General features: G+C 65.8%; 20 protein-coding genes. 9 read left to right on the top strand and 11 right to left on the bottom strand.

All coding sequences use genetic code 11. The annotated features are described in order from the left end of the window. Positions 1-18 precede the first annotated feature (18 nt). A complete protein-coding gene (locus BRAD285_RS09810; protein WP_006610161.1) occupies positions 19-714 on the bottom strand; it encodes an SET domain-containing protein in 696 nt (231 codons plus the stop codon). Positions 715-859: 145 nt separating this feature from the next. Between BRAD285_RS09810 and BRAD285_RS09805 the strand changes: the two genes are divergently transcribed. Further along, entirely contained in the window at positions 860-1,486 is a 627-nt protein-coding gene (locus BRAD285_RS09805) for a hypothetical protein (RefSeq protein ID WP_006610162.1), read from the top strand. On the opposite strand, the gene BRAD285_RS09800 is transcribed toward BRAD285_RS09805, so the two are convergent. Both BRAD285_RS09800 and BRAD285_RS09795 read right to left on the bottom strand, forming a co-directional pair. Continuing rightward, positions 1,483-2,202 carry a DUF6321 domain-containing protein gene (locus BRAD285_RS09800; protein WP_006610163.1) on the bottom strand — a complete coding sequence of 240 codons (720 nt, stop codon included), beginning with the start codon at positions 2,200-2,202 and terminating at the stop codon, positions 1,483-1,485. The two genes, BRAD285_RS09805 and BRAD285_RS09800, sit on opposite strands and share 4 nt — an antisense overlap. Positions 2,203-2,247: 45 nt before the next feature. Continuing rightward, positions 2,248-2,970 (bottom strand): TetR/AcrR family transcriptional regulator, encoded by a 723-nt coding sequence (locus BRAD285_RS09795; protein WP_006610164.1) that lies wholly within the window; start codon positions 2,968-2,970, stop codon positions 2,248-2,250. Between the two features lie 109 nt (positions 2,971-3,079). Between BRAD285_RS09795 and BRAD285_RS09790 the strand changes: the two genes are divergently transcribed. The 5 genes from BRAD285_RS09790 to BRAD285_RS09770 all read left to right on the top strand — a co-directional run bounded on the left by BRAD285_RS09790 (position 3,080) and on the right by BRAD285_RS09770 (position 6,955). Continuing rightward, the gene (locus tag BRAD285_RS09790; protein ID WP_006610165.1) at positions 3,080-4,486 is read left to right on the top strand and encodes a carotenoid oxygenase family protein; all 1,407 of its coding nucleotides are present in this window, start codon (positions 3,080-3,082) and stop codon (positions 4,484-4,486) included. A 63-nt stretch (positions 4,487-4,549) separates the two neighbouring features. After that, positions 4,550-5,143 carry a septation protein IspZ gene (locus BRAD285_RS09785; protein ID WP_006610166.1) on the top strand — a complete coding sequence of 198 codons (594 nt, stop codon included), beginning with the start codon at positions 4,550-4,552 and terminating at the stop codon, positions 5,141-5,143. 230 nt (positions 5,144-5,373) lie between these two features. Continuing rightward, on the top strand, positions 5,374-5,958 hold the full coding sequence (locus BRAD285_RS09780; RefSeq protein ID WP_006610167.1) for a hypothetical protein: 585 nt from the start codon (positions 5,374-5,376) through the stop codon (positions 5,956-5,958). Positions 5,959-5,982: 24 nt separating this feature from the next. Beyond that, positions 5,983-6,531, top strand: coding sequence for an inner membrane-spanning protein YciB (locus BRAD285_RS09775; RefSeq protein ID WP_006610168.1), 549 nt, complete (start codon positions 5,983-5,985; stop codon positions 6,529-6,531). A gap of 127 nt (positions 6,532-6,658) precedes the next feature. Beyond that, positions 6,659-6,955, top strand: coding sequence for a hypothetical protein (locus tag BRAD285_RS09770; RefSeq protein WP_006610169.1), 297 nt, complete (start codon positions 6,659-6,661; stop codon positions 6,953-6,955). A 1,131-nt stretch (positions 6,956-8,086) separates the two neighbouring features. Here BRAD285_RS09770 and BRAD285_RS09760 read toward each other — a convergent pair. From BRAD285_RS09760 to BRAD285_RS09745, 4 genes are all read right to left on the bottom strand, one after another. Continuing rightward, positions 8,087-8,767: a DUF429 domain-containing protein gene (locus BRAD285_RS09760; RefSeq protein ID WP_083846330.1), complete on the bottom strand. Its 681-nt coding sequence runs from the start codon at positions 8,765-8,767 to the stop codon at positions 8,087-8,089. Between the two features lie 430 nt (positions 8,768-9,197). Beyond that, complete coding sequence (locus BRAD285_RS09755; protein ID WP_006615009.1) at positions 9,198-10,853, bottom strand: fumarate hydratase; 1,656 nt, start codon at positions 10,851-10,853, stop codon at positions 9,198-9,200. A 223-nt stretch (positions 10,854-11,076) separates the two neighbouring features. Continuing rightward, positions 11,077-11,379: a type II toxin-antitoxin system RelE/ParE family toxin gene (locus BRAD285_RS09750; protein ID WP_006615007.1), complete on the bottom strand. Its 303-nt coding sequence runs from the start codon at positions 11,377-11,379 to the stop codon at positions 11,077-11,079. 7 nt (positions 11,380-11,386) lie between these two features. Beyond that, on the bottom strand, positions 11,387-11,608 hold the full coding sequence (locus tag BRAD285_RS09745) for a hypothetical protein (RefSeq protein ID WP_006615006.1): 222 nt from the start codon (positions 11,606-11,608) through the stop codon (positions 11,387-11,389). Positions 11,609-11,767: 159 nt separating this feature from the next. Between BRAD285_RS09745 and BRAD285_RS09740 the strand changes: the two genes are divergently transcribed. From BRAD285_RS09740 to BRAD285_RS09730, 3 genes are all read left to right on the top strand, one after another. Continuing rightward, complete coding sequence (locus BRAD285_RS09740) at positions 11,768-12,085, top strand: proteinase inhibitor I1 Kazal precursor (protein ID WP_006615005.1); 318 nt, start codon at positions 11,768-11,770, stop codon at positions 12,083-12,085. A 145-nt stretch (positions 12,086-12,230) separates the two neighbouring features. Continuing rightward, positions 12,231-12,710 (top strand): hypothetical protein, encoded by a 480-nt coding sequence (locus tag BRAD285_RS09735; RefSeq protein WP_035648582.1) that lies wholly within the window; start codon positions 12,231-12,233, stop codon positions 12,708-12,710. Between the two features lie 161 nt (positions 12,711-12,871). Beyond that, a complete protein-coding gene (locus BRAD285_RS09730; protein ID WP_035648579.1) occupies positions 12,872-13,084 on the top strand; it encodes a hypothetical protein in 213 nt (70 codons plus the stop codon). 74 nt (positions 13,085-13,158) lie between these two features. Here BRAD285_RS09730 and BRAD285_RS09725 read toward each other — a convergent pair whose 3' ends face one another. The 4 genes from BRAD285_RS09725 to cckA form a co-directional block, all read right to left on the bottom strand. Then, entirely contained in the window at positions 13,159-13,863 is a 705-nt protein-coding gene (locus BRAD285_RS09725; RefSeq protein ID WP_006615002.1) for a glutathione S-transferase, read from the bottom strand. 54 nt (positions 13,864-13,917) lie between these two features. After that, the gene (locus BRAD285_RS09720) at positions 13,918-14,595 is read right to left on the bottom strand and encodes a hypothetical protein (protein ID WP_006615001.1); all 678 of its coding nucleotides are present in this window, start codon (positions 14,593-14,595) and stop codon (positions 13,918-13,920) included. Positions 14,596-14,748: 153 nt separating this feature from the next. Beyond that, positions 14,749-15,723 carry a Tim44 domain-containing protein gene (locus tag BRAD285_RS09715; RefSeq protein ID WP_006615000.1) on the bottom strand — a complete coding sequence of 325 codons (975 nt, stop codon included), beginning with the start codon at positions 15,721-15,723 and terminating at the stop codon, positions 14,749-14,751. A 155-nt stretch (positions 15,724-15,878) separates the two neighbouring features. Beyond that, positions 15,879-18,449: a cell cycle histidine kinase CckA gene (cckA, locus tag BRAD285_RS09710; RefSeq protein WP_085962876.1), complete on the bottom strand. Its 2,571-nt coding sequence runs from the start codon at positions 18,447-18,449 to the stop codon at positions 15,879-15,881. Between the last annotated feature and the right edge of the window lie 130 nt (positions 18,450-18,579).

The raw sequence follows: 18,579 nt of genomic DNA, 5'->3' as shown, positions 1-18,579 counted from the left end.
GAACGCGAACCGGCCGGATCAGGCCGCCTTGGCGCGGCTGGATTTGGCACTGCTGGATTTGGCACTGCTGGATTTGGCGGGGCTGGACTTGGTCTTGCCACGCGTAAGCCCACGGCTCTTGGCCGCTGCGCGATCTGATTTCGCGCTTGTCTTGGCCGCCTGCTTGGCCTTGGCGGGCTGCTTGCCCTTGGCGGACTTGTCGGACGTTTTCTTGGCCTTCTTTTCGGCCTTGCGCTCGTGCTTCCGCTCGTCCTTCGCCTTCTGCTTGGCGCGCTCGGCGCGTGCCTCGATCTTCTTCTTGGCCCGCTTCTTCTCGCAGGCGTCGCATTTGCAGCCGATCGGCTTCAAATAGGCTTTGAAGTAATCGGTCCCGTAGTCGTAGTTGATCTCCTCGCCCGGCTCGATGTTCTTGATGGCACGGATGAAGATCTTCTTCTTGCGCGGCTTGACGTCGGACTCGGCGTTCGGCTTGCAGGAATGATTGATGTAGCGGGCGACGTTCTCGCGGATCGAGCCGTCGATAGTCCAGCGGTTGTCGAGCTCGAACAGATATTTGTTCTCGATCGCGTCGTCCTCCGCCTTCTTCGAATCCAGGAGCGGTCCGAAGTAGCGGATGATCTTGCTGCCCTTCTTGATCGGCTGGGTGGCGAACAGACCGAGCCCCGTCTTGGAGCGGCCGATGCGATAGGGTTTGGTCTGTGGGATGACAGGCATGATCGATGAGAACAGATGGACCTCGCGAGGCCGTCGTTCTAGGATAATTTCGTGGCGCTGTCAGGTGTTTCCCTGCCCCGTTTCGCGCCGTCCCCAGTTTGCAGCGCCTTGCGCGCCACAGGTTCCGGCGATCACGGGTCACCGCATGTCCGAATTCTTCAGTCTTGGATCTTTCAGTACTGGCGCGACGGTCCGAATCGGCGCGGCGCTCCTGCTCTGCTGTACGGGGCTCAATCCCGCCGGCGCGGAGACGATCGCCAGCGCCTACACCTCCGCGGCCGAGAAGGACTGTCGCACGATCGGCAAGCCGGACAACGACAGCTCGACGCAGAGCTGCCCCGGCAAGGATGGCCTGATCGTGCTGGTCAACGAAGGCGATCTTCGCCAGACCGTCTCGGTGGGCCGCACCGTCAGCGCCGCCGCCAAGGAGCCGGCCGCACAGACTTGGTTCGGCCCGTTCAACTCCGCCGGCAAGACGATCGAATGGCGCATGGCCGACGGCAAGCCGTTCGCGATCATCCAGCGCTGGCAGATTGCCGACAATGACGACCAGGGCAAGCAGGGGCCGAACAACAAGCCGCTGCTGGTAGTGACGCGGCTGGCGCCGGGACCGGTGTGTCACGTCGCCTATGTCGATGCGGCCGCCAATGCCAACGCCAACGAGCTGGCGCGGCAGGCGGCCGATGAGGGCGCGCGGAGCTTCGCCTGTGGCAAGGACAAGGTAAAGGTCGTCGGCACGCGCGGCCGCGCGATCGATCTCGCTTTGCCCTAGCTCTTGCCTCGCGTGCGACTGTCCTTGATGCGGTGATAGCGCGCGAGCAGCCGCTCGCCCTTCGCGGCAATCTTTCGTGCGGCGGCAACCGTTCGCGGCACCGGCTCGCCCCAGGCATGCGCCGAGAGCGCGAGCCGGGTCGGCCGTCCCTTGGCGTCGAGCAGCGGCGGCAGCGGATCGCGGCCGTAGAAGCGCACCGCCCAGCTGCCCTTGCGCCGCATGTCCTGCGGAGTCATCTCCGAGACCTTCTTGGTGACGCCCGGCCTCAGATGCGCGCCGTCGCGTTCGGCGAACGCTTGGCGTCCCGCGGCTGTCAGGCCGCCGCGTGGGTCCTTCTCGCGCTTGCTCTTGGCGCTCTTGCGCGACGTTGCCTTGCGCGGTGTGGCGCGCTTTGCGGACCGCTTCTTGGCCGAGGATGCCGCGCGCGTCTTGCTCCGCGCCGTCTTCCTTGCGGCTTTCTTGCTTGCGACCTTCTTGGTCGTGGCCTTCTTTGTATTGGCCTTTGCAGCCGACCGCTTGCGGCCACTCGTCTTGGTCTTGCCCGCCTTCTTGGCCGCGACGCGCATGTTGTCGACCAGATTGGGATAGGGCCGGCCGGCGCGGCGCGCTCGGGCCTTGGCCGTGGCCTTCTCGGCGGATGTCAGACGGGTGGAGGCCTTGCCGGCGCGCTTGCGCGGATTGGCCTTGCTCCAGGGAGCGCGGGGTGATCGTGCCATGCGTGATCAACGCATGATCCGCGCCCCGGTTTCCGGTGCGACGACCTACGCGCCCGGCGGCAGCTTCGGGACGGTGGCCCGCAACATCGCATCGAGCAGCGAATCGGCCGTCGTGCCCGCGGGTGAGCGGCGCAGGATGTCGGCGAGGCGGCCGTCGAGCAGCAGCATCGTATAGCCATGGACCAGCGACCACGCGCGCGCGATCGCCGCAGCCTGATCGATCGACAGCTCCTCGTCCCCGACCTGCCCTTCGCTGCGCGCCGCGACCGAGCCCGCCAGACCGGCGAACGAGGCCTCCGCCGCGTCGTGCAGTGAGGGCCGCGAATAATCGAGCCGCTCGGTGCGGAACATCAGCCCGTACATGCCGGGATTGGCTTGCGCATAGGCCACATAGGCATGCGCCCGCGCCATCGCGCGCTCGATCGGCGTACCCGGCTGCTCGCCCGCCGCCTTCATCGCGGCGTTGAAGCGGGTGAAGCCGATCGCAGCGAGCTCGCTGACGAGGCCGGTGAGGTCCTTGAAATGATGCGTCGGCGCCGCATGCGACACCCCCGCCTCGCGCGCCACGGCACGCAGGGTGAGGCCGGCGAGCCCATCGCGCTCCAGCACGCGTTCGGCGGCTTCCAGCAGGGCATCGCGCAGTGCGCCATGATGATACGGCGTCGCCGCTTCGCCCGCCGGCCTGCCGGCCGTGCGCTGCCGCGCTCTCGCTCCCGAGGCCGCGGCGCGTCGCGGCTGTGCGCGAACCTGTTCTGTCTTGGTCGTCATGAGCCTCCTTATACAGACAATTTTGACAGCGTAAAGATTCGGCTTGACCGGCGTGCAGGCACCCGATAGGTTTATCTTTACATCGTAAAGATAAACCGGAGGAACGGCCATGAGCGACGGCTCTGAGATGACGGCACGACAGACACGCAACAACATCGGGCCGATCCCGTTCGAATGCGACGCGCCCATCCTGACGATCACCGGCGAGCTGCCGCGCGAGCTCAATGGCACCCTCTATCGCAACGGCCCCAACCCGCAGTTCGATTCGCCCGGCGCTCACTGGTTCGTCGGCGACGGCATGCTGCACGCCTTCCATCTGGAGAACGGCCGCGCCTCCTATCGCAATCGCTGGGTCCGCACGCCGAAATTCGAGGCCGAGCGCAAGGCCGGCCGCGCGCTGTTCGGCGGCTTTGGCCGCAAGCTGCCCGACGCGCCGTCCGACGTCACCGATGGGGGCGTCGCCAATACCAACATCATTGCGCATGCGGGCAAGCTGCTCGCGCTCGAGGAAGCGCATCTGCCGACCGAGATCGAGCCCGGCACGCTGGCGACAACGGGCTATCAGGATTTCGGCGGCCGCCTGCGCGGCGCCTTCACCGCGCATCCGAAGACGGATCCGGTGACCGGCGAACTCCTGTTCTTCGGCTACAACGCGGCGGGCCCGCTGACGCCGGCGCTGTCCTACGGCACCATCGACGCCGCCGGCCAACTGACGCGCCTCAATCGTTTCGAGGCACCCTATGCCAGCATGGTGCATGACTTCATCGTCACCGCGAACCACGTCCTGTTTCCGATCCTCCCGCTCACCGGCAGCCTGCAGCGCGCGATGTCCGGCAAGCCGCCTTACGCATGGGAGCCGGACAAGGGCGCCTATGTTGGTGTGATGAAGCGGAGCGGCGACATCAAGGACATCGTCTGGTTTCGCGGTGACGCCTGCTACGTCTTTCACATCATGAACGCCTGGGACGACGGTGACCGCATCGTCGCCGACGTGATGCAGTTCGACGAGCCGCCGCTGTTTCCACATCCCGATGGCCGCCCCACCGATCCCGCAAAGTCGCGCGCGCGACTGTGCCGTTGGAGCTTCGATCTGACTGGGAATAGCGACCGCTTCACGCAAACCTATCTGGACGATCTCACCGGCGAATTCCCGCGCATCGACGACCGCCGCGCCGGGCTCGTGAGCGGCCATGGCTGGTACGCGTGCGCCAATCCGCGTGGCCCGCTGTTCGGTGCCCTCTCCGGCGTCGCGCATGTCGACGGCGCCGGCACTCGCCGTGGCACCTATTGGCTGCCGGACGGCGACAGCCTGTCCGAGCCTGTGTTCGTGCCGCGCAGCCATGACGCCGCCGAAGGCGACGGCTGGCTGCTCACTGTGGTCTGGCGCGCCGGGACGAACACCTCCGACCTCGCGGTGTTCAACGCGACCGACATCGGCAGCGGACCCGTCGCGCTGGTGCATCTCGGCCACCGCGTGCCCGACGGCTTCCACGGCAACTGGGTCGGCGCGGCCTGACACGAAGCCGCGACGACCCTCTGCGCGACACACCCGCCATCGCCGAACACATCGGAGACATCCATGCGACACGCCTTGATCGAGCTGTGCACCGACTTCCTCTCGGCTATCGTCTTTTTCGTGCTCACCCTCGCCACCGGCAGCGCGGCGCTGGGAAGCGCGCTCGCCATTGCGGTGGCAATCGCACAGCTCGTCCATGCGCGGATGCAGGGCCGGCCGCTCAATTTCATGACCCAGGCCAGCCTCGCGCTGGTGGTCGTGCTCGGCGCGATCACGCTGCTCACCGACGACCCGCGCTTCATGTTCGCCAAACCCGCGATCGGCCATTTCGCGGTCGGGCTCATCATGCTCAAGCGCGGCTGGATGCTGCGCTATGTGCCTGCGATCGTGACCGACAACATCCCGGGCGCGGTCACCGTTGCCGGCTATGCCTGGGCGGCGCTGATGTTCGCCCTCGGCCTCGGCACCATCGCCGTGGCCCTGACCGGCGATCTGAAGATGTGGGCGCTGTACATTTCGGTCGTGGCGGTCGGCGCCAAGATCGCAGCCTTCGCGATCCAGTTCGTCACCTTCCGCGTGCTCGTCCGGCGGCGCATTCGGGCGGCGCGAGTCGCGGCCGGTGGCCGGCCTGGGCTGCTCGGCCTCCAGTTGCTCTAGGAATCGCTGGAGGCCGTCCTGCGCCGGATCCGTTGAATTGGGCCTGCCCCGGCGGAGCGCCGGGCGGGCGATCGGCAGACCGGCGCCAGTAGCTCCTGTAACCAATTGAAATAAAACAATCATATCTCGCTCCTCACAACATTTTGACACCGTCAAGATTCGCTTGACCGGGCACGCTCCTTCTCGTAAAAATCTTTCCATTGTAAAGATTGGCTCGGGAGGAGCCACCGATGACGATCTTCCTCATCCTCGCGCCCTACGGCGTTTACGCTGCGCTGATGATGGTGGTCTCGGCCACGCTCAGACTGGCGGTGGCGACCGCGCTGTGCCTGGCGGTGGTGGCGCTGGACGTCATCAAGGGCCGGTCGGTCAAGATTCTCGGCCTCGGCTCGGCGATCGTGTTCGCGGCCGTAGCAGCCTACCTCCAGCTGGTCGAGCCCGAGATGAGCGCCTCGGCGGTGCGGCTCGCGGTCGACTGCGGCATTTTCGCGCTGTCGCTCGGCTCGATGCTGCTGCGCATGCCCTTCACGCTGCAATATGCGATCGAGGCGGTGCCGCCGGAAACCGCGGCGATTCCTGGTTTTCTGCGCGCCAATTACGTCATCACCGGCGCCTGGACGGCGTCGGCGCTGCTGATGATCATCGGCAACATGATGACGCTCTACGTCCCCGGCCTGCCCTATTGGACCGGCCTCGCGATTGCCTTCGCCGCCCGCAACAGTGCACTTTATTTCACGCGCTGGTATCCTGAGTATCGTAGAACGAAAGACATCGCCGCGCAGACTGCTGCCGCAATGTCCGGCCAGGATTCGTGACGGTTTGGCTCCAGGGAGACGTGCGTGAAAGACGTGTTTACGAAGCTGACGGCCGATTTTCTGTCTGCCGCCGTCTTCTTCATCCTCTATCTCGCCACCGATGACGTCGTGCTGGCCACCTCGGCTGCGGTCGGCGTCGCCATCGTCCAGGTGGTATGGGCCCGAATCAAGGGCCATAGCCTCGGCTTCATGGCCTATGCCAGCATCGCTCTGGTCGTGGTGCTCGGCAGCGTGACGCTGCTGACGAATGATCCCCGCTTCATGTTCGCAAAGCCCGCGATCGGCCACTTCGCCATCGGCCTGATCATGCTCAAGCGCGGCTGGATGCTGCGCTACGTTCCCCCGATGGTGGCGGAGACGATTCCCGAATACGTCACGGGCGCCGGCTACGCCTGGGCGGCGCTGATGTTCGCACTCGGCCTCGGCACGATCGGCGTGGCGATGACCGGCGACATCAAGCTCTGGGTCATCTACATGACTTTCACCGCGGCCGCGAAGGTCGCCGCTTTCGGCGTGCAGTTCATCGCCTTCCGCTTCATCATCGCCAGCCGCCTGCGCGCGGCCAGAGCTTGAGGAAGGGCTTGAGCAAGGGCCTGATCGCCGCATTGGGCTTATCATCGAAGATGCGCTATAGGGGCGCCCGAAGGCCCCCTCGAAGGCTGCTTCGGGGCCCGGGATGGCAACGCCAGGAGAACGATCGATGGCTGTGGACGGCAACTGGAATCTGACCTTGAACACGCCGATGGGCGAGCGCAGCGCGACCTTGAGCCTGACAAGCTCCGGCTCGACGCTGACCGGCACCCAGGCCGCCGAGGGTGATTCCGCCGAGATCTTCGACGGCACCGTCAACGGCGACGACGTCGCCTGGAAGGTCTCGATCACCAGCCCGATGCCGCTGACGCTCGACTTCAAGGGCAAGGTCGCCGGCGACACCATCTCCGGCGAGATGGGCATCGGCTTCATGGGCAGCTTCCCCTTCACCGGCTCGCGGGGCTGATCCGCGTCGTGTAGGGTGGGCAAAGGCGCTCCCCGCTGCCTGTGATCAAGGCGAGATGGCGCGCGCCGTGCCCACCATTTTCTCCGAATGCTCCGACAAACGGTGGGCACACGACCGCCCTTTCGGGCGGCCGCTTTGCCCACCCTACGTCCCCGCTGCATCAACACGCTCCGCCGTCGTCCGGGCCTCCGAGCCCGCGACCCATCCCCCCAGGCAGCGGTTCGAGGCAGACTGGCGACTAAAGCGCGATGAGATCAGGATGAATCGTCATCGCGCTTTAGGTTGTTGTTTGCGCATGATCTTTTCGGAAAACCGCTGCGCACTTCTCCGGATCATGCTTTAGCATTTTGCCCATCACGTCCGCCGCGGCGTATGGGTCCCGGCTCGAGGCCGGGACGACACTGTGTTTGCCGCCTGCGATCACGCTTCACATCTCAAACAGCCTAGACACGCGTTCGCATTCCCGCGGCTGATGGGGCCCGAGTGATGCGTCGTCATCCCCCTCGCGAGATGCAAAGGGCGCAGGGAAGGCCAGGCGTCGGCTGACGCCTGCGGCCCGCCTGCGAGAAAAATGCAGGCGGCAGGTACCACAGGTGCAGCCGAGAAACGCCCGGCCTTCCCTGCGCGATGGTTTTGACGCTTATACGCAGTCTCCCTGGTGCGCCGGCTTGTTGGCCACCATGCCGCGACAATGCTTGCGCATTGCGCGGTTGACACCAGCTTCGGGGTGTCAGGACGCTGCGACTTCACGTCCGCGTGCGATCGTTCGTCCGCGCCCTCGTGAGAGGACGCTGCGATCTCCCGCGGCCATCGCATCCCCGCCTCGCGTGTCGTGACGATCGCGCGCAACGCCCCTTGCAGTGAGGCGGGATGTCGCGAGATAATCATGATTTCCGCAAAATGGCAAGAAGATTATTTTTATCAGAATTATGAAGAGTAACAATCGCCGTGCCAGTCCGTCTGGCGCAAGCGCAACCCTCTCCTCCGTCATTCCGGGGCGTGCGAAGCACGAACCCGGACTCCATTGCGCGGTAGGCGCGTGGCGAAATGGACTCCGGGCTCGCCGCGCTTTGCGCGTCGCCCCGCAATGACGACCGACTTTGGAGCCACCGTCGGACCCGCACTCCCTGCTCAGAACCAGATCTGCATCCCCACGCCATACGCATCGCGCGGCGGCTTGCCTTGCGGCAAGCTGCCCGCGCAATCCCGCGCCGCGAGCGCGACCGCGCAGGCGTCGAGGACGTCGTCGGACTTCGCTCCGGTGCCGAAGCGGGCGCTGGTCAGCCACTCGTCGAGCGCGGTGAAGCCGGTCGCAACTAACAAGTTACGCCGCAGTCTGGCGCCCTGCTCCGTCTTCTTCGACGGCAGCGGTGCGCCGTTGAGGCGCAGGAACACCAGCTCCGGATGGACCTCGCGGATGTCGCGCTCGCGATGCGTGCGCACGAAGGCATCGACCTCCATGATCTTGCGGCCGAGATGCCAGAGCTGGCGCGAGGCGCGCGGCTGGCCGCGGCGGGAGGCCTCTTTGTTGGCCTCGTCGGGATCGGTGTGGCTTTCCCAAAGCCAGCGGCGGGCACCGGTAAAGACGCGGGAGCGATGCGGCGCGAGCCTGTCGCGGGCAAGCTGGTCACAGGCGCGGGTGCCGTCGTCGGTCATGCCGATCGGGATATCGATTGCGGCACGGGTGAAGGGGGCCGCGAGCGCGGTGGTGATGTCGGCGGGGAACGCGACGTCACACCGGCCGTCCTCGATCGTGACGGCGACCCAGCCGCGCGAGAAGCCGTCGAGACCGAGGATGCGGTGGGGGTGCATTGAGCTCAACTATCAAATGCTCCCGACCGGCTTGCATATAATACTAGGGTGCCGTGACCTCAGCCGCTTCGAAATCGAGGCCGAGCTGCCCACCACGCCAACAGTGAGCTCCCCTCCCCCTTGCGGGGAGGGGTCGGGGGTGGGGGTCTCCGGGCGCTGAACGCGATGGAGGGCACATCGAAAGATCATCGAGAGAGCCTGTGCGCTGCGGACGCAGCGGTCTGTTTCTTATCGATAGAGCGGAGTTCGCGGACCCCCACCCCCAACCCCTCCCCGCAAGGGGGAGGGGAGCGCACCGTTCGGGCCGCAACATCACGGCTCCTACTCCCAGTTGGAGCGTGCGACACGCGGCACTCAGCCCGCCCTCCTCCACACGCCAACGGCCGGGATCGCTCCCGGCCGCTGCAGCAAACACCGCCCGAACCTCACCTCAGCCGAGGTTCAGCTCCTTGAAGAAGTCGTTGCCCTTGTCGTCGATGATGATGAAGGCCGGGAAATCCACTACCTCGATTCGCCAGATCGCTTCCATGCCGAGCTCGGGATATTCGACGACCTCGACCTTCTTGATGCAATGCTCGGCGAGGTTCGCCGCCGCGCCGCCGATGGAGCCGAGATAGAAGCCGCCGTGCTTCTTGCAGGCCTCGCGCACGGCCGGCGCGCGGTTGCCCTTGGCGACCATCACCATCGAGCCGCCTGCCGCCTGGAACTGATCGACGAAGGAATCCATGCGGCCCGCCGTGGTCGGGCCGAACGCGCCGGAGGCGTAGCCGTCCGGCGTCTTGGCTGGACCGGCGTAGTAGACCGGATGGTTCTTGAAGTAGTCCGGCAGCGGTTCGCCGCGATCGAGGCGCTCGCGCAGCTTGGCGTGCGCGGCGTCGCGGGCGACGATCATGGTGCCGGTCAGCGACAGCCGGGTCTTGATCGGGTTCTTCGACAGCGTGGCAAGGATGTCCTTCATCGGCTGGTTCAGATCGATCTTCACGACCTCGCCGCCGAGCGCCTGCTCGACCTCCGGCAGATACTGCGCCGGATGATGCTCGAGCTCCTCGAGATAGACGCCGTCCTTGGTGATCTTGCCGAGCACCTGGCGGTCGGCCGAGCACGACACGCCGAGGCCGATCGGCAAGCTCGCGCCGTGGCGCGGCATGCGGATGACGCGGACGTCGTGGCAGAAATACTTGCCGCCGAACTGCGCGCCGACGCCGAGCGACTGCGTCATCTTGTGGATTTCCTGCTCCATCTCGACATCGCGGAAAGCGTTGCCGTCAGCGGAGCCATGGGTCGGCAGCGCGTCGAGATAGCGCGCGGAGGCGAGCTTCACCGTCTTCATGCACAGCTCGGCCGAGGTGCCGCCGATGACAATGGCGAGGTGATAAGGCGGGCACGCGGCGGTGCCGAGCGTCAGGATTTTCTCCTTCAGGAACGCCAGCAGCCGGTCCTTGGTCAGCACCGAGGGCGTTGCCTGGAACAGGAAGCTCTTGTTGGCCGAGCCGCCGCCCTTGGCCATGAACATGAACTTGTAGGCGTCCTCGCCTTCCGCGTAGATCTCGGTTTGCGCCGGCATGTTGTTGGCAGTGTTCTTCTCTTCGTACATGCTCAGCGGCGCGACCTGCGAGTAGCGCAGATTGCGGCGCAAGTATGCGTCACGCGCGCCTTCGGAGAGCGCGGCCTCGTCGTCACCGTCGGTGATGACGTTGCAGCCCTTCTTGCCCATGATGATCGCGGTGCCGGTATCCTGGCACATCGGCAGCACGCCGCCGGCGGAGATGTTGGCGTTCTTCAGGAAGTCGAGCGCGACGAACTTGTCGTTCGGGCTGGCCTCCGCATCGTCGAGGATGCTGCGCAGCTGCTTCAGATGGCCGGGGCGCAGGAAGTGGTTGATCTCGCCGAACGCGGCCTCCGAGAGCGTCCGCAACGCCTCGCGCGACACCACCAGCATGTCGCGGCCGAGCACCTTCTCGACGAGGACGCCCTCGGCCGTGATCTTCTTGTAGGGCGTGGTGTCCGGCCCCAGCGGAAACAGCGGCGTGTGCTTGTAGGGCGGGACGGGCTTGGACTGGTCGGGGAAAGCGGTGGGCGCGTTCATGCGAAGCTCTTCGGGTTCTTTGGGTTCTAAAGATGGCCGCCCAAAGCGGTCTTGACAGGTCTGATATCACCCTGGTGTCGGGGTGCAACATATGGTTCGGCATGGCCGTTCCGGGGCGGGACCATGCCTACTTTGGTCTGAAGAGCGGTGGTTGATGGGAAGGGATCGGCTCAGGGAAGCTGCATGCGCCTGCGGGGGCGACCACCCTGCCGTGTTTACAATCCTACTCCGAGTCTTCGGTGTCTCGGCTACGATCCTGCGCACCGTGAAACACGGCGGTGATCAACACCTGATCGGCGTGCTGATGGATTTCGTAGACGACGATATAAGGAAGTCGAGGAACGACCCACTCGAAGGTTCCGGACTCGCGCCCGACGCGGCCGATCAGCGGAAACGATATCAGTAGCTCGATGCTGCCAAGCAATCGATCGACGACGGCCTTCGCCGCCGCGGCATTATCCTGAGAGATCCACCTGAAGATGTTTTCGATATCGGCAAGGGCCTGATCATCAAAAACGAGCTTCATCGAAAGATCAGGATCCTAGCTTGCCGATGCGATCCCGCGCTTCCGCGTGTGACACGATCTTCCGATCGGGATTGGCCCGACGGCGGCGGACTTCTTCAAGCTGGGCATCGGTCAGGCTGACGTCACGCATGTGCTTGACATAGTCAAGCAACGCGCCAGCCGCAGCGTTCTGATCATCTGCGGACAGCCGTTGAACCTGCTGCAAGGCCTGCTCAAGTAACGTTGTCATGGTCGAAATATAGCAGCTTCAGCACAAAACGAAAAGAACGGCCAGCAGAACGCTGTTGGCTCGTCGCGACTCCGCCAAGGCGCCGAAACGGATTGCAAGAGATTGTCAGAAAATGTAACCTGAGATTGTTGTCCTATTCATTTTCATTTTGGAGGCGTCATGGCACGAGGTCTCTGTGTTGCGATCAGTTTTGCTCTCGCTCTGATCACCCTGCTCCCTGGTTCGGCCGGCGCCGTTGGTCCCGGGCGGGCTTGCGGCGGCTTTGCCGGCATTCCCTGCAATGCCGGGCTGTTTTGCGAGTTTCCGGCCGGCCAATGTGGCCGGTTCGACATGATGGGCGTGTGCCGCCGCACGCCGACGTTCTGTAACAAGATCTACATGCCGGTATGCGGCTGTAACTTCCAGACCTATGGCAACGACTGCGAGCGCCGCGCCGCCGGCGTCTCACTGTCACATCCGGGCCGCTGCACGTTCTGACATAGCGGTCGCGCCGCTGCCGCCCGGCACGGTGACCGTCGTGCGTCGACGCACGGTCACATCGGCCGATGATCTTGTGCGGCTGTGGCGCGTCGCGCTTGCATGACCTCCGCGCCCAGGCTTCAATGGCGCGGGGGTATTTGGAATGAAATCATATCTTTGTTCGTTTGGCCGCGCGGCCGGCTTTGCCATCCTCATTGCACTCGGCGCGATGCTCGGGCCGCAGGCCGCGCGGGCGGATCGCTGCGACGACGTCGCCAAGGAGCTGAAGAACGGCATCGACGGCATCAAGATCGGCCAGACCGCGGCCGGCACCGTCTATCTCGCCCACCCCAAGGCGCGCGAGCTGACGCTCGGCTGCTCCTCGAAGAATTTCTCCAGCCAGCTATTCGGAAAAACCGACCGCAAGCCGCCCGCCGCCTTCATCGACTTGATGGCCAGCGCGGCGGCGATCGTGTTCACTTTGCCGAAGGACGACATGGCCCGCGGCGTCACCCGCTGCTACCGCCGGCTCGGCATCTTCCGCGGCGACGACGTCCCGAGCCGCTACCGCCGGCTCGACATGCGTTGCGCCCGCACCAAGACCGAGTCGTCGATCACGATCACCCGCAGCAAGGATCAATAGACCGGCGGACCAGGGTGCCGCCGGTTTCTATGCGGGGATCAGCAACCCGTTCACTATTGGCGGCCGCCACTCACAGTTGCAGACAATTCGACCGATCCGGTTGACCCTTCCTTGGTTGGACATGGCCACGCTTGGGCGAACACCAAGCGAGGAGCTGGACCATGTCCGTTTCGAGCGTTTCGACGTCATCACCGCCGCCCTCACCGCCGCCGGTCTCGACCGAGACGAACAAGCAGCAGACGCAACAGGCGCAGAGCCAACAGACGCAGTCGTTCAAGGCCGACAAGACCGGCGACGAGAACGCTGCGGAGAACAAGGCCCAGCGTCCGCCGCTGCCGCCCGGCCAGGGCACGCGCGTCGACATCATCGCCTGAAGACCCCACACCATCAGGCCAACTTCGTATGACGGCGGCGCCTTCGGGCGTGCGCCGTCATACGTGTTGGATCCTCACGCATCGAGCGCCTTGTAGTGGCGGAAGATGCCGTCTTCGTTGAAGGGGATCCGGCGCTCGCTTTCGAGATAGGCTGCGATGTTCGGCCTGGCGGCGACGCGGTCGTGGAGCGCGATGAGGCCGGGGATTTTGCGCTCGAACGCCTTCATGCGATTGGGGAAAGCGTAGCGCAGGCCGGCGATGATCTGGAACAGCGACAGGTCGACATAGGTCAGACGGCGGCCGGTGACGTAGGCGCCGCCGCTCCGGCCCAGGAGCTGCTCGAAATAGCCGAGGAATTTCGGCACCCGCTCATTCCAGAACTCGGTGGTACGTTTTTTCGCCGGGGCGCGCTGGTCCTCGTAGTAGAGCGTCGGCCCGAGCGGATGGTGGGTGTCGTGGATCTCGACCACGAAGTCGGTGATCGTGAGCTGCAGCTGGTGCACCCAGAGCTGGCCGGCCTCGGCCTTTGGCGCGAGGCCATGGCGGGGGCCGAGGAACAACAGGATGTTGGCGGTCTGGCCGATGACGAGGCGACCCGCTTTGAGGAACGGCGGCGCGAAGGGCGGCGTGGCGCTGTCGGCCCCGAGCATCGCGGTCATCGCCGCGATCCCCTCCTCGCGGGCGACGTCGCGATAGCTGGCTGCAGCCTCTTCCAGTGCGAGCCGGACATATTCGCCGCGGCCCTGGATCATCGGCCAGTAATATAGCTCGTAGCGCATGGGCCATCCTCGATGTGATGCGCCCACACGTGATGCGACGGAGACGGGACGCGGTTAGTTCGCCGCGAAGCAGTATAGCAGGCCGTCGCCGCCGGTGCTCTTCAAGTCAGCCTGCGAACAGCCGCCATCGGGACCGCGCGAGGGATGCGAGGTGTTCCAGGATCTCGACGGCTCGTCGTCGCGCAGGCCGATGCGGTCGGAATGGCCGACCATGGCCGCGCCTTGCGTCGCGCTGGTCCAGTTGCGGCAGGTGCGGTCCTCGCCGGCGGCGAACGCCGTTCCGTCGGCCTGCGAGCCGGTCAGCACGTCGTGGCGGTTCGGCGTATCGCCGCGGCCGTTGATGACCTCGCCCTTTTCGCTCAGCGCCGTCTGCTTGGTGAGATTGTTGGCGGCGCTGTGCAGCTCGGCGACATCCTTGGCGACGACGACGCCCTTGGCGTTCTGCCACGGGCCCTTGCCGATGCGGTCGCGCGCGTTGACCGCCGGCTGGCCGTCGGCGGCCTGGGTCGACAGATAGGCGCGCCAGGTCTTGGCGCCCGCACCAGCCGCCTGCGCCAGGCTCTGGCAGTGCTTGTCGGCGCCGGCGAGGCCGCCGAGATTGCCGCCATTGCCGGGGCCGTTGCTGGTCAGGAAGAAGCTCATGTCGGCACTATCAGCGGATGCGGTCGCGATCAGGCCAGGCGCTGCGGCGAGCAACGCGCTCGCGACCATGAAGCTGCGGATCGATGTCATGGTGTCCTCCCTCGTGGACGTGATGGCGCATCGCTTGGGTGCGATGTTCTCGCTGTGGACCCGTGTCGGCGCGCATTATTCCGCCGGCACGAGGGCAAAGCAAAGGCGCCGCGGATGTCTCCGCGGCGCCTGATGATCGTTTGACCTGTGGCCTCAGCCGACCTGCTGGATCGCCGAGAGCTGCCAGTCGGCGCCGGGGTGACGCAGGAAGGTCCAGACCTCCGTGGCCTCCTGCGGCTGGTCGGAACCGTCGACCACGCGGCCCGAGGCACGCTCGATGGTCTTGTCGGCCAGTGTGAACCGCAGCGCCACCGTGGCGTAGTCGGCGCCGTTCTCGCGCCAGGCCTCCGAAAGATCGCCCTGCAAGAGCTTCACGCCGGAGACCTTGTTGACCACGCCGCGGGCCTGGTTCTGCTCGAGATCGCGCTCGAAATACGAGGCCATTTCAGGCGTCGACAACAGGCGGAGGCGACCGACATCCTCGTTCGACCAGGCCGACTGGATCTCGCCCAGCAGCCGCTCGAACGCCTCGTAGTCGGCCGGCTGGATCTGCAGCGGCGGCTGGTTGCTGCCGCCGCCGAAACCGCCGAAGCCACCACCGAGGCCGCCCAGGCCAGAGCGGAAGCTCTGCTGGCCGTCATTCGGGCCAGGCGTCGGACCGGCGGCATAGGCCGGCTGGTTGCGGCGCTGCCACCAGGACATCGCGAACCGCACGACGAGCACCACCAGCAGGACCTGCAGGATCAGGCCGATGATCGAGGCGAAGCCGCCGAGGCCGGAGAACAGGCCGCCGCCGAACAGCATGCCGAACAGGCCCGCGCCGAGGAAGCCGGCGGCGAGACCGCCGAGGAGACCACCGGCGCGGCCGCCGAACAGGCCGCCGCGCGACGGCGCAGCCTGATTGAAGCCGCCAGGCTGGCCCGGCTGGGTGATGGTGCGGTTGAACTGCGAGGCCGATCCCGGCGCGGTCGCGGTCGGAGGCGGCGCGGAGAAGGTGCGCGTGCCGCGGGAGCCCGAGCTGGAGCCGCCGCCGATCCGGGCGTCGGCCGCCGAGACGGCGAGCACCGTCGGCAGCGCCAAGGAAAGGGCCACGGCCATCGCCTTGAGGAGGCCGCTTTTGCGCTGCATGAAGCTCATCTTCGTTTCCCATAAGTCCCCGGAATGGGGATGCCCGTAAGATGGGCAGTCCGGGCCGAAAAGGAAGGCGGCACGAAGCCGCGCGGCTGCGGCTCTGGGTCGCGGGATGATCCCGCTCGCCCGCCTTGTCCGGCTCCTCTGGTAACCTATTGCGGCGCCATTGTTTCCTTCACCGCAGCGACCAATTGGCTGAGTGTGAAGGGCTTTGGCAGGAAGGCGAACTGCTGATTCTCCGGCAGGCTCTTCTCGAACGCATCCTCGGCATAGCCCGAGACGAAGATGATCTTGATGTCGGGATTCTTCTCCCGCATCACCTTCAACAGCGTCGGTCCGTCCATCTCCGGCATCACGACGTCTGACACCACGAGATCGAGCTCGCCGTTGCACTCCTCGAGCGCCTCCATCGCCTCGATGCCGTTCGAGGCCTCGATCACGCTGTAGCCGCGCGAGCGCAGACCGCGCGCATTCAGCGCCCTCAAGCCTTCCTCGTCCTCGACCAGCAGGATCGTCCCCTGCCCGGTCAGGTCGGCGCGCGGCTTCGGCGCCTCGGCGGCGGGCGCCGCGTCCTTCACGGTGCCGTTGGTCGCCTGCGGCTCCGGCTGGACCTCGGGCACGACGATGTGGCGCGGCAGGAAGATCTGGAACGAGGTTCCCTTGCCGAGCTCGCTGTCGACATAGATGAAGCCGCCGGTCTGCTTGATGATGCCGTAGACCGTGGACAGGCCGAGGCCGGTGCCCTTGCCCACTTCCTTGGTCGAGAAGAACGGCTCGAAAATCTTCTCGCGGATCTCGGCGGGAATGCCGGTGCCGGTGTCGCTGATCTCGATCTTGACGTAGTCGGCGACCGGCATGCCCTTGTAGCCACCCTGCGCCGCCTCCTCGGCCGTCACATTGGCGGTGCGCACCGACAGCTTGCCGCCGTCGGGCATCGCGTCGCGGGCATTGACCGCCAGGTTTACGATCACCTGCTCGAACTGCGAGACGTCGACCTTGACCGGCCAGAGGTCGCGGCCATGGGCGAGATCGAGCTTGACCTTCTCGCCGATCAGACGGCGCAGCAGCATGGTCAGATCCGACAGTGCGTCACCGAGATCGAGCACCTGCGGGCGCAAGGTCTGGCGGCGCGAGAACGCCAGCAGCTGCCGCACCAGCGTCGCGGCGCGCGTCGCGTTCTGCTTGATCTGCATGATGTCCTGGAACGACGGGTCGGTCGGCTTGTGCGCGTTCAGCAGGAAATCGTTGGCCATCATGATGGCCGAGAGCACGTTGTTGAAGTCGTGGGCGATGCCGCCGGCGAGCTGGCCGACCATCTCCATCTTCTGCGACTGGTTGATCTGGTTTTCCAGCGCCCGCCGCTCGGTGGTCTCGAGCATGTAGACGATCGCGGCTTCGGTCTCGCGCTCGTCCTCGTCGACGGCCGTGACGAAGAACTGGCCGAAGCGCTCCTTGGCGCCCTCGAGCATCACCTCGACCGGAGGAATGTCCGCCTGGCCTTCCGAGGCCTGGTTGATCGCGGCGATCAAGAGATGCCGGTCGCGCTGGCTGACGGTGCGGAAGATCGACTTCGCCGCCGCCGGATCGCCGCTGACGCTCTGCGCCAGCTTGGCGTAGCGCGCATTGGCGCGGACCACGGCGCCGCCGCGGTCGACGGTGGCGATCGCCATCGGCGTATGGTCGAAGAAGCGCATGAAGCGCACCTCGGCCGCGCGCTCCGGATCGGAGCGCTCGTCGCGGGCGCGGCTGATCACCAGGGTGCGCGAGGCGCCCGGCTTGCCGTCGGCGCCGAACGCGAGCTTGTGATAGAGCCGCGCCGGCATGGTCTTGCCGCCGCGCATCTTCAGGTCGATGTCGAACACCTCGGTGCGGACCTCGCCGGGCACCGCGACGATTGAGGTCAGCAGCGAGGCGCCGTCGCCGGACACGACGTCGACGAGCTTCAGCCCGCCCGAACCGATCTCGGCGAGATCGTAGTCCAGCCAGTTGGCGAGCGTGGCATTGACGTAGACCAGGCTGCCTTCGGGATTGACCGAGAAGAAGCCGCAGGGCGCGTGGTCGAGATATTCGATCGCGTGCTGCAGCTCCTGGAACACGTCCTCCTGGCGCTCGCGATCCCGCGTGATGTCGGCGATCGACCACACGGCATAACGGGCGTAGCGCTTGGTCTGGCCGAGCGGACGGACGCGCATGCGCAGCCAGCGGCCCTGGCCGCCCTCGGCCGCGGTGATGCGCACCTCCTCCTGCTGCCGCTTGCCCTCGCGCGCGGCCTTGAGCAGGCGGAACACGGCCTCGGACACATCGGGATTGCCGATGAAGACGCGCTCGACGGGCCGCGCCTCCTGCGGACCCGCAGCGCCGGTCATGCTGAGATAGGCGGCGTTGGCATAGACCACATGGCCGCGCGCATCGGTCACCGCGAGCCCGTCAAAGGCGTGATCGGCGATCGCGCCCATCACCGGATCGTCAATCGCCTTGTCGGCGAAGCGGACGATGCCGGCAGCAAAGGCGAACAGGTTGAACAGGCCGACGGTGGCGAGCAGCGACAGCAGGCCGAGGATATAGGGCTGCGCCTGGTTGCGGCCGATCGTCATCAGCGCGATCGCGACCGCGACGAGGCCGAAGGCCACCAACAGGATCAGCAGAATGCTGCCGCTGCGGCGCGGCCGCTCCGGCAGGCTCACCTGGTCCGGTGACGCTTCGTTGTCTTTATCGGCGCTCATGGCGTGAGGACGCGACCTGTCGGCTAGGAGCCCCAGCCCGTTCACGCGGCTCCCGCTTCCACCTGCCTGAATCGACGGGTCAAGCGCAAGCCCGTCAAGCCGATATTCCATGGTTTATCCGTATTTTGCG

The sequence above is a fragment of the Bradyrhizobium sp. ORS 285 genome, from assembly GCF_900176205.1.
GTDB lineage: Bacteria > Pseudomonadota > Alphaproteobacteria > Rhizobiales > Xanthobacteraceae > Bradyrhizobium.
The sequence above is the reverse complement of the archived record's forward strand: the minus strand, read 5'-3'. Positions and strand labels throughout refer to the sequence as shown.

What these genes read in the sequence shown, in the direction of transcription:
- BRAD285_RS09810 (WP_006610161.1), bottom strand. Translation starts at nt 714, where the DNA reads ATGCCTGTCATCCCACAGACCAAACCCTATCGCATCGGCCGCTCCAAG.
- BRAD285_RS09805 (WP_006610162.1), top strand. Translation starts at nt 860, where the DNA reads ATGTCCGAATTCTTCAGTCTTGGATCTTTCAGTACTGGCGCGACGGTC.
- BRAD285_RS09800 (WP_006610163.1), bottom strand. Translation starts at nt 2,202, where the DNA reads ATGGCACGATCACCCCGCGCTCCCTGGAGCAAGGCCAATCCGCGCAAG.
- BRAD285_RS09795 (WP_006610164.1), bottom strand. Translation starts at nt 2,970, where the DNA reads ATGACGACCAAGACAGAACAGGTTCGCGCACAGCCGCGACGCGCCGCG.
- BRAD285_RS09790 (WP_006610165.1), top strand. Translation starts at nt 3,080, where the DNA reads ATGAGCGACGGCTCTGAGATGACGGCACGACAGACACGCAACAACATC.
- BRAD285_RS09785 (WP_006610166.1), top strand. Translation starts at nt 4,550, where the DNA reads ATGCGACACGCCTTGATCGAGCTGTGCACCGACTTCCTCTCGGCTATC.
- BRAD285_RS09780 (WP_006610167.1), top strand. Translation starts at nt 5,374, where the DNA reads ATGACGATCTTCCTCATCCTCGCGCCCTACGGCGTTTACGCTGCGCTG.
- BRAD285_RS09770 (WP_006610169.1), top strand. Translation starts at nt 6,659, where the DNA reads ATGGCTGTGGACGGCAACTGGAATCTGACCTTGAACACGCCGATGGGC.
- BRAD285_RS09760 (WP_083846330.1), bottom strand. Translation starts at nt 8,767, where the DNA reads ATGCACCCCCACCGCATCCTCGGTCTCGACGGCTTCTCGCGCGGCTGG.
- BRAD285_RS09755 (WP_006615009.1), bottom strand. Translation starts at nt 10,853, where the DNA reads ATGAACGCGCCCACCGCTTTCCCCGACCAGTCCAAGCCCGTCCCGCCC.
- BRAD285_RS09750 (WP_006615007.1), bottom strand. Translation starts at nt 11,379, where the DNA reads ATGAAGCTCGTTTTTGATGATCAGGCCCTTGCCGATATCGAAAACATC.
- BRAD285_RS09745 (WP_006615006.1), bottom strand. Translation starts at nt 11,608, where the DNA reads ATGACAACGTTACTTGAGCAGGCCTTGCAGCAGGTTCAACGGCTGTCC.
- BRAD285_RS09740 (WP_006615005.1), top strand. Translation starts at nt 11,768, where the DNA reads ATGGCACGAGGTCTCTGTGTTGCGATCAGTTTTGCTCTCGCTCTGATC.
- BRAD285_RS09735 (WP_035648582.1), top strand. Translation starts at nt 12,231, where the DNA reads ATGAAATCATATCTTTGTTCGTTTGGCCGCGCGGCCGGCTTTGCCATC.
- BRAD285_RS09730 (WP_035648579.1), top strand. Translation starts at nt 12,872, where the DNA reads ATGTCCGTTTCGAGCGTTTCGACGTCATCACCGCCGCCCTCACCGCCG.
- BRAD285_RS09725 (WP_006615002.1), bottom strand. Translation starts at nt 13,863, where the DNA reads ATGCGCTACGAGCTATATTACTGGCCGATGATCCAGGGCCGCGGCGAA.
- BRAD285_RS09720 (WP_006615001.1), bottom strand. Translation starts at nt 14,595, where the DNA reads ATGACATCGATCCGCAGCTTCATGGTCGCGAGCGCGTTGCTCGCCGCA.
- BRAD285_RS09715 (WP_006615000.1), bottom strand. Translation starts at nt 15,723, where the DNA reads ATGCAGCGCAAAAGCGGCCTCCTCAAGGCGATGGCCGTGGCCCTTTCC.
- cckA (WP_085962876.1), bottom strand. Translation starts at nt 18,449, where the DNA reads ATGAGCGCCGATAAAGACAACGAAGCGTCACCGGACCAGGTGAGCCTG.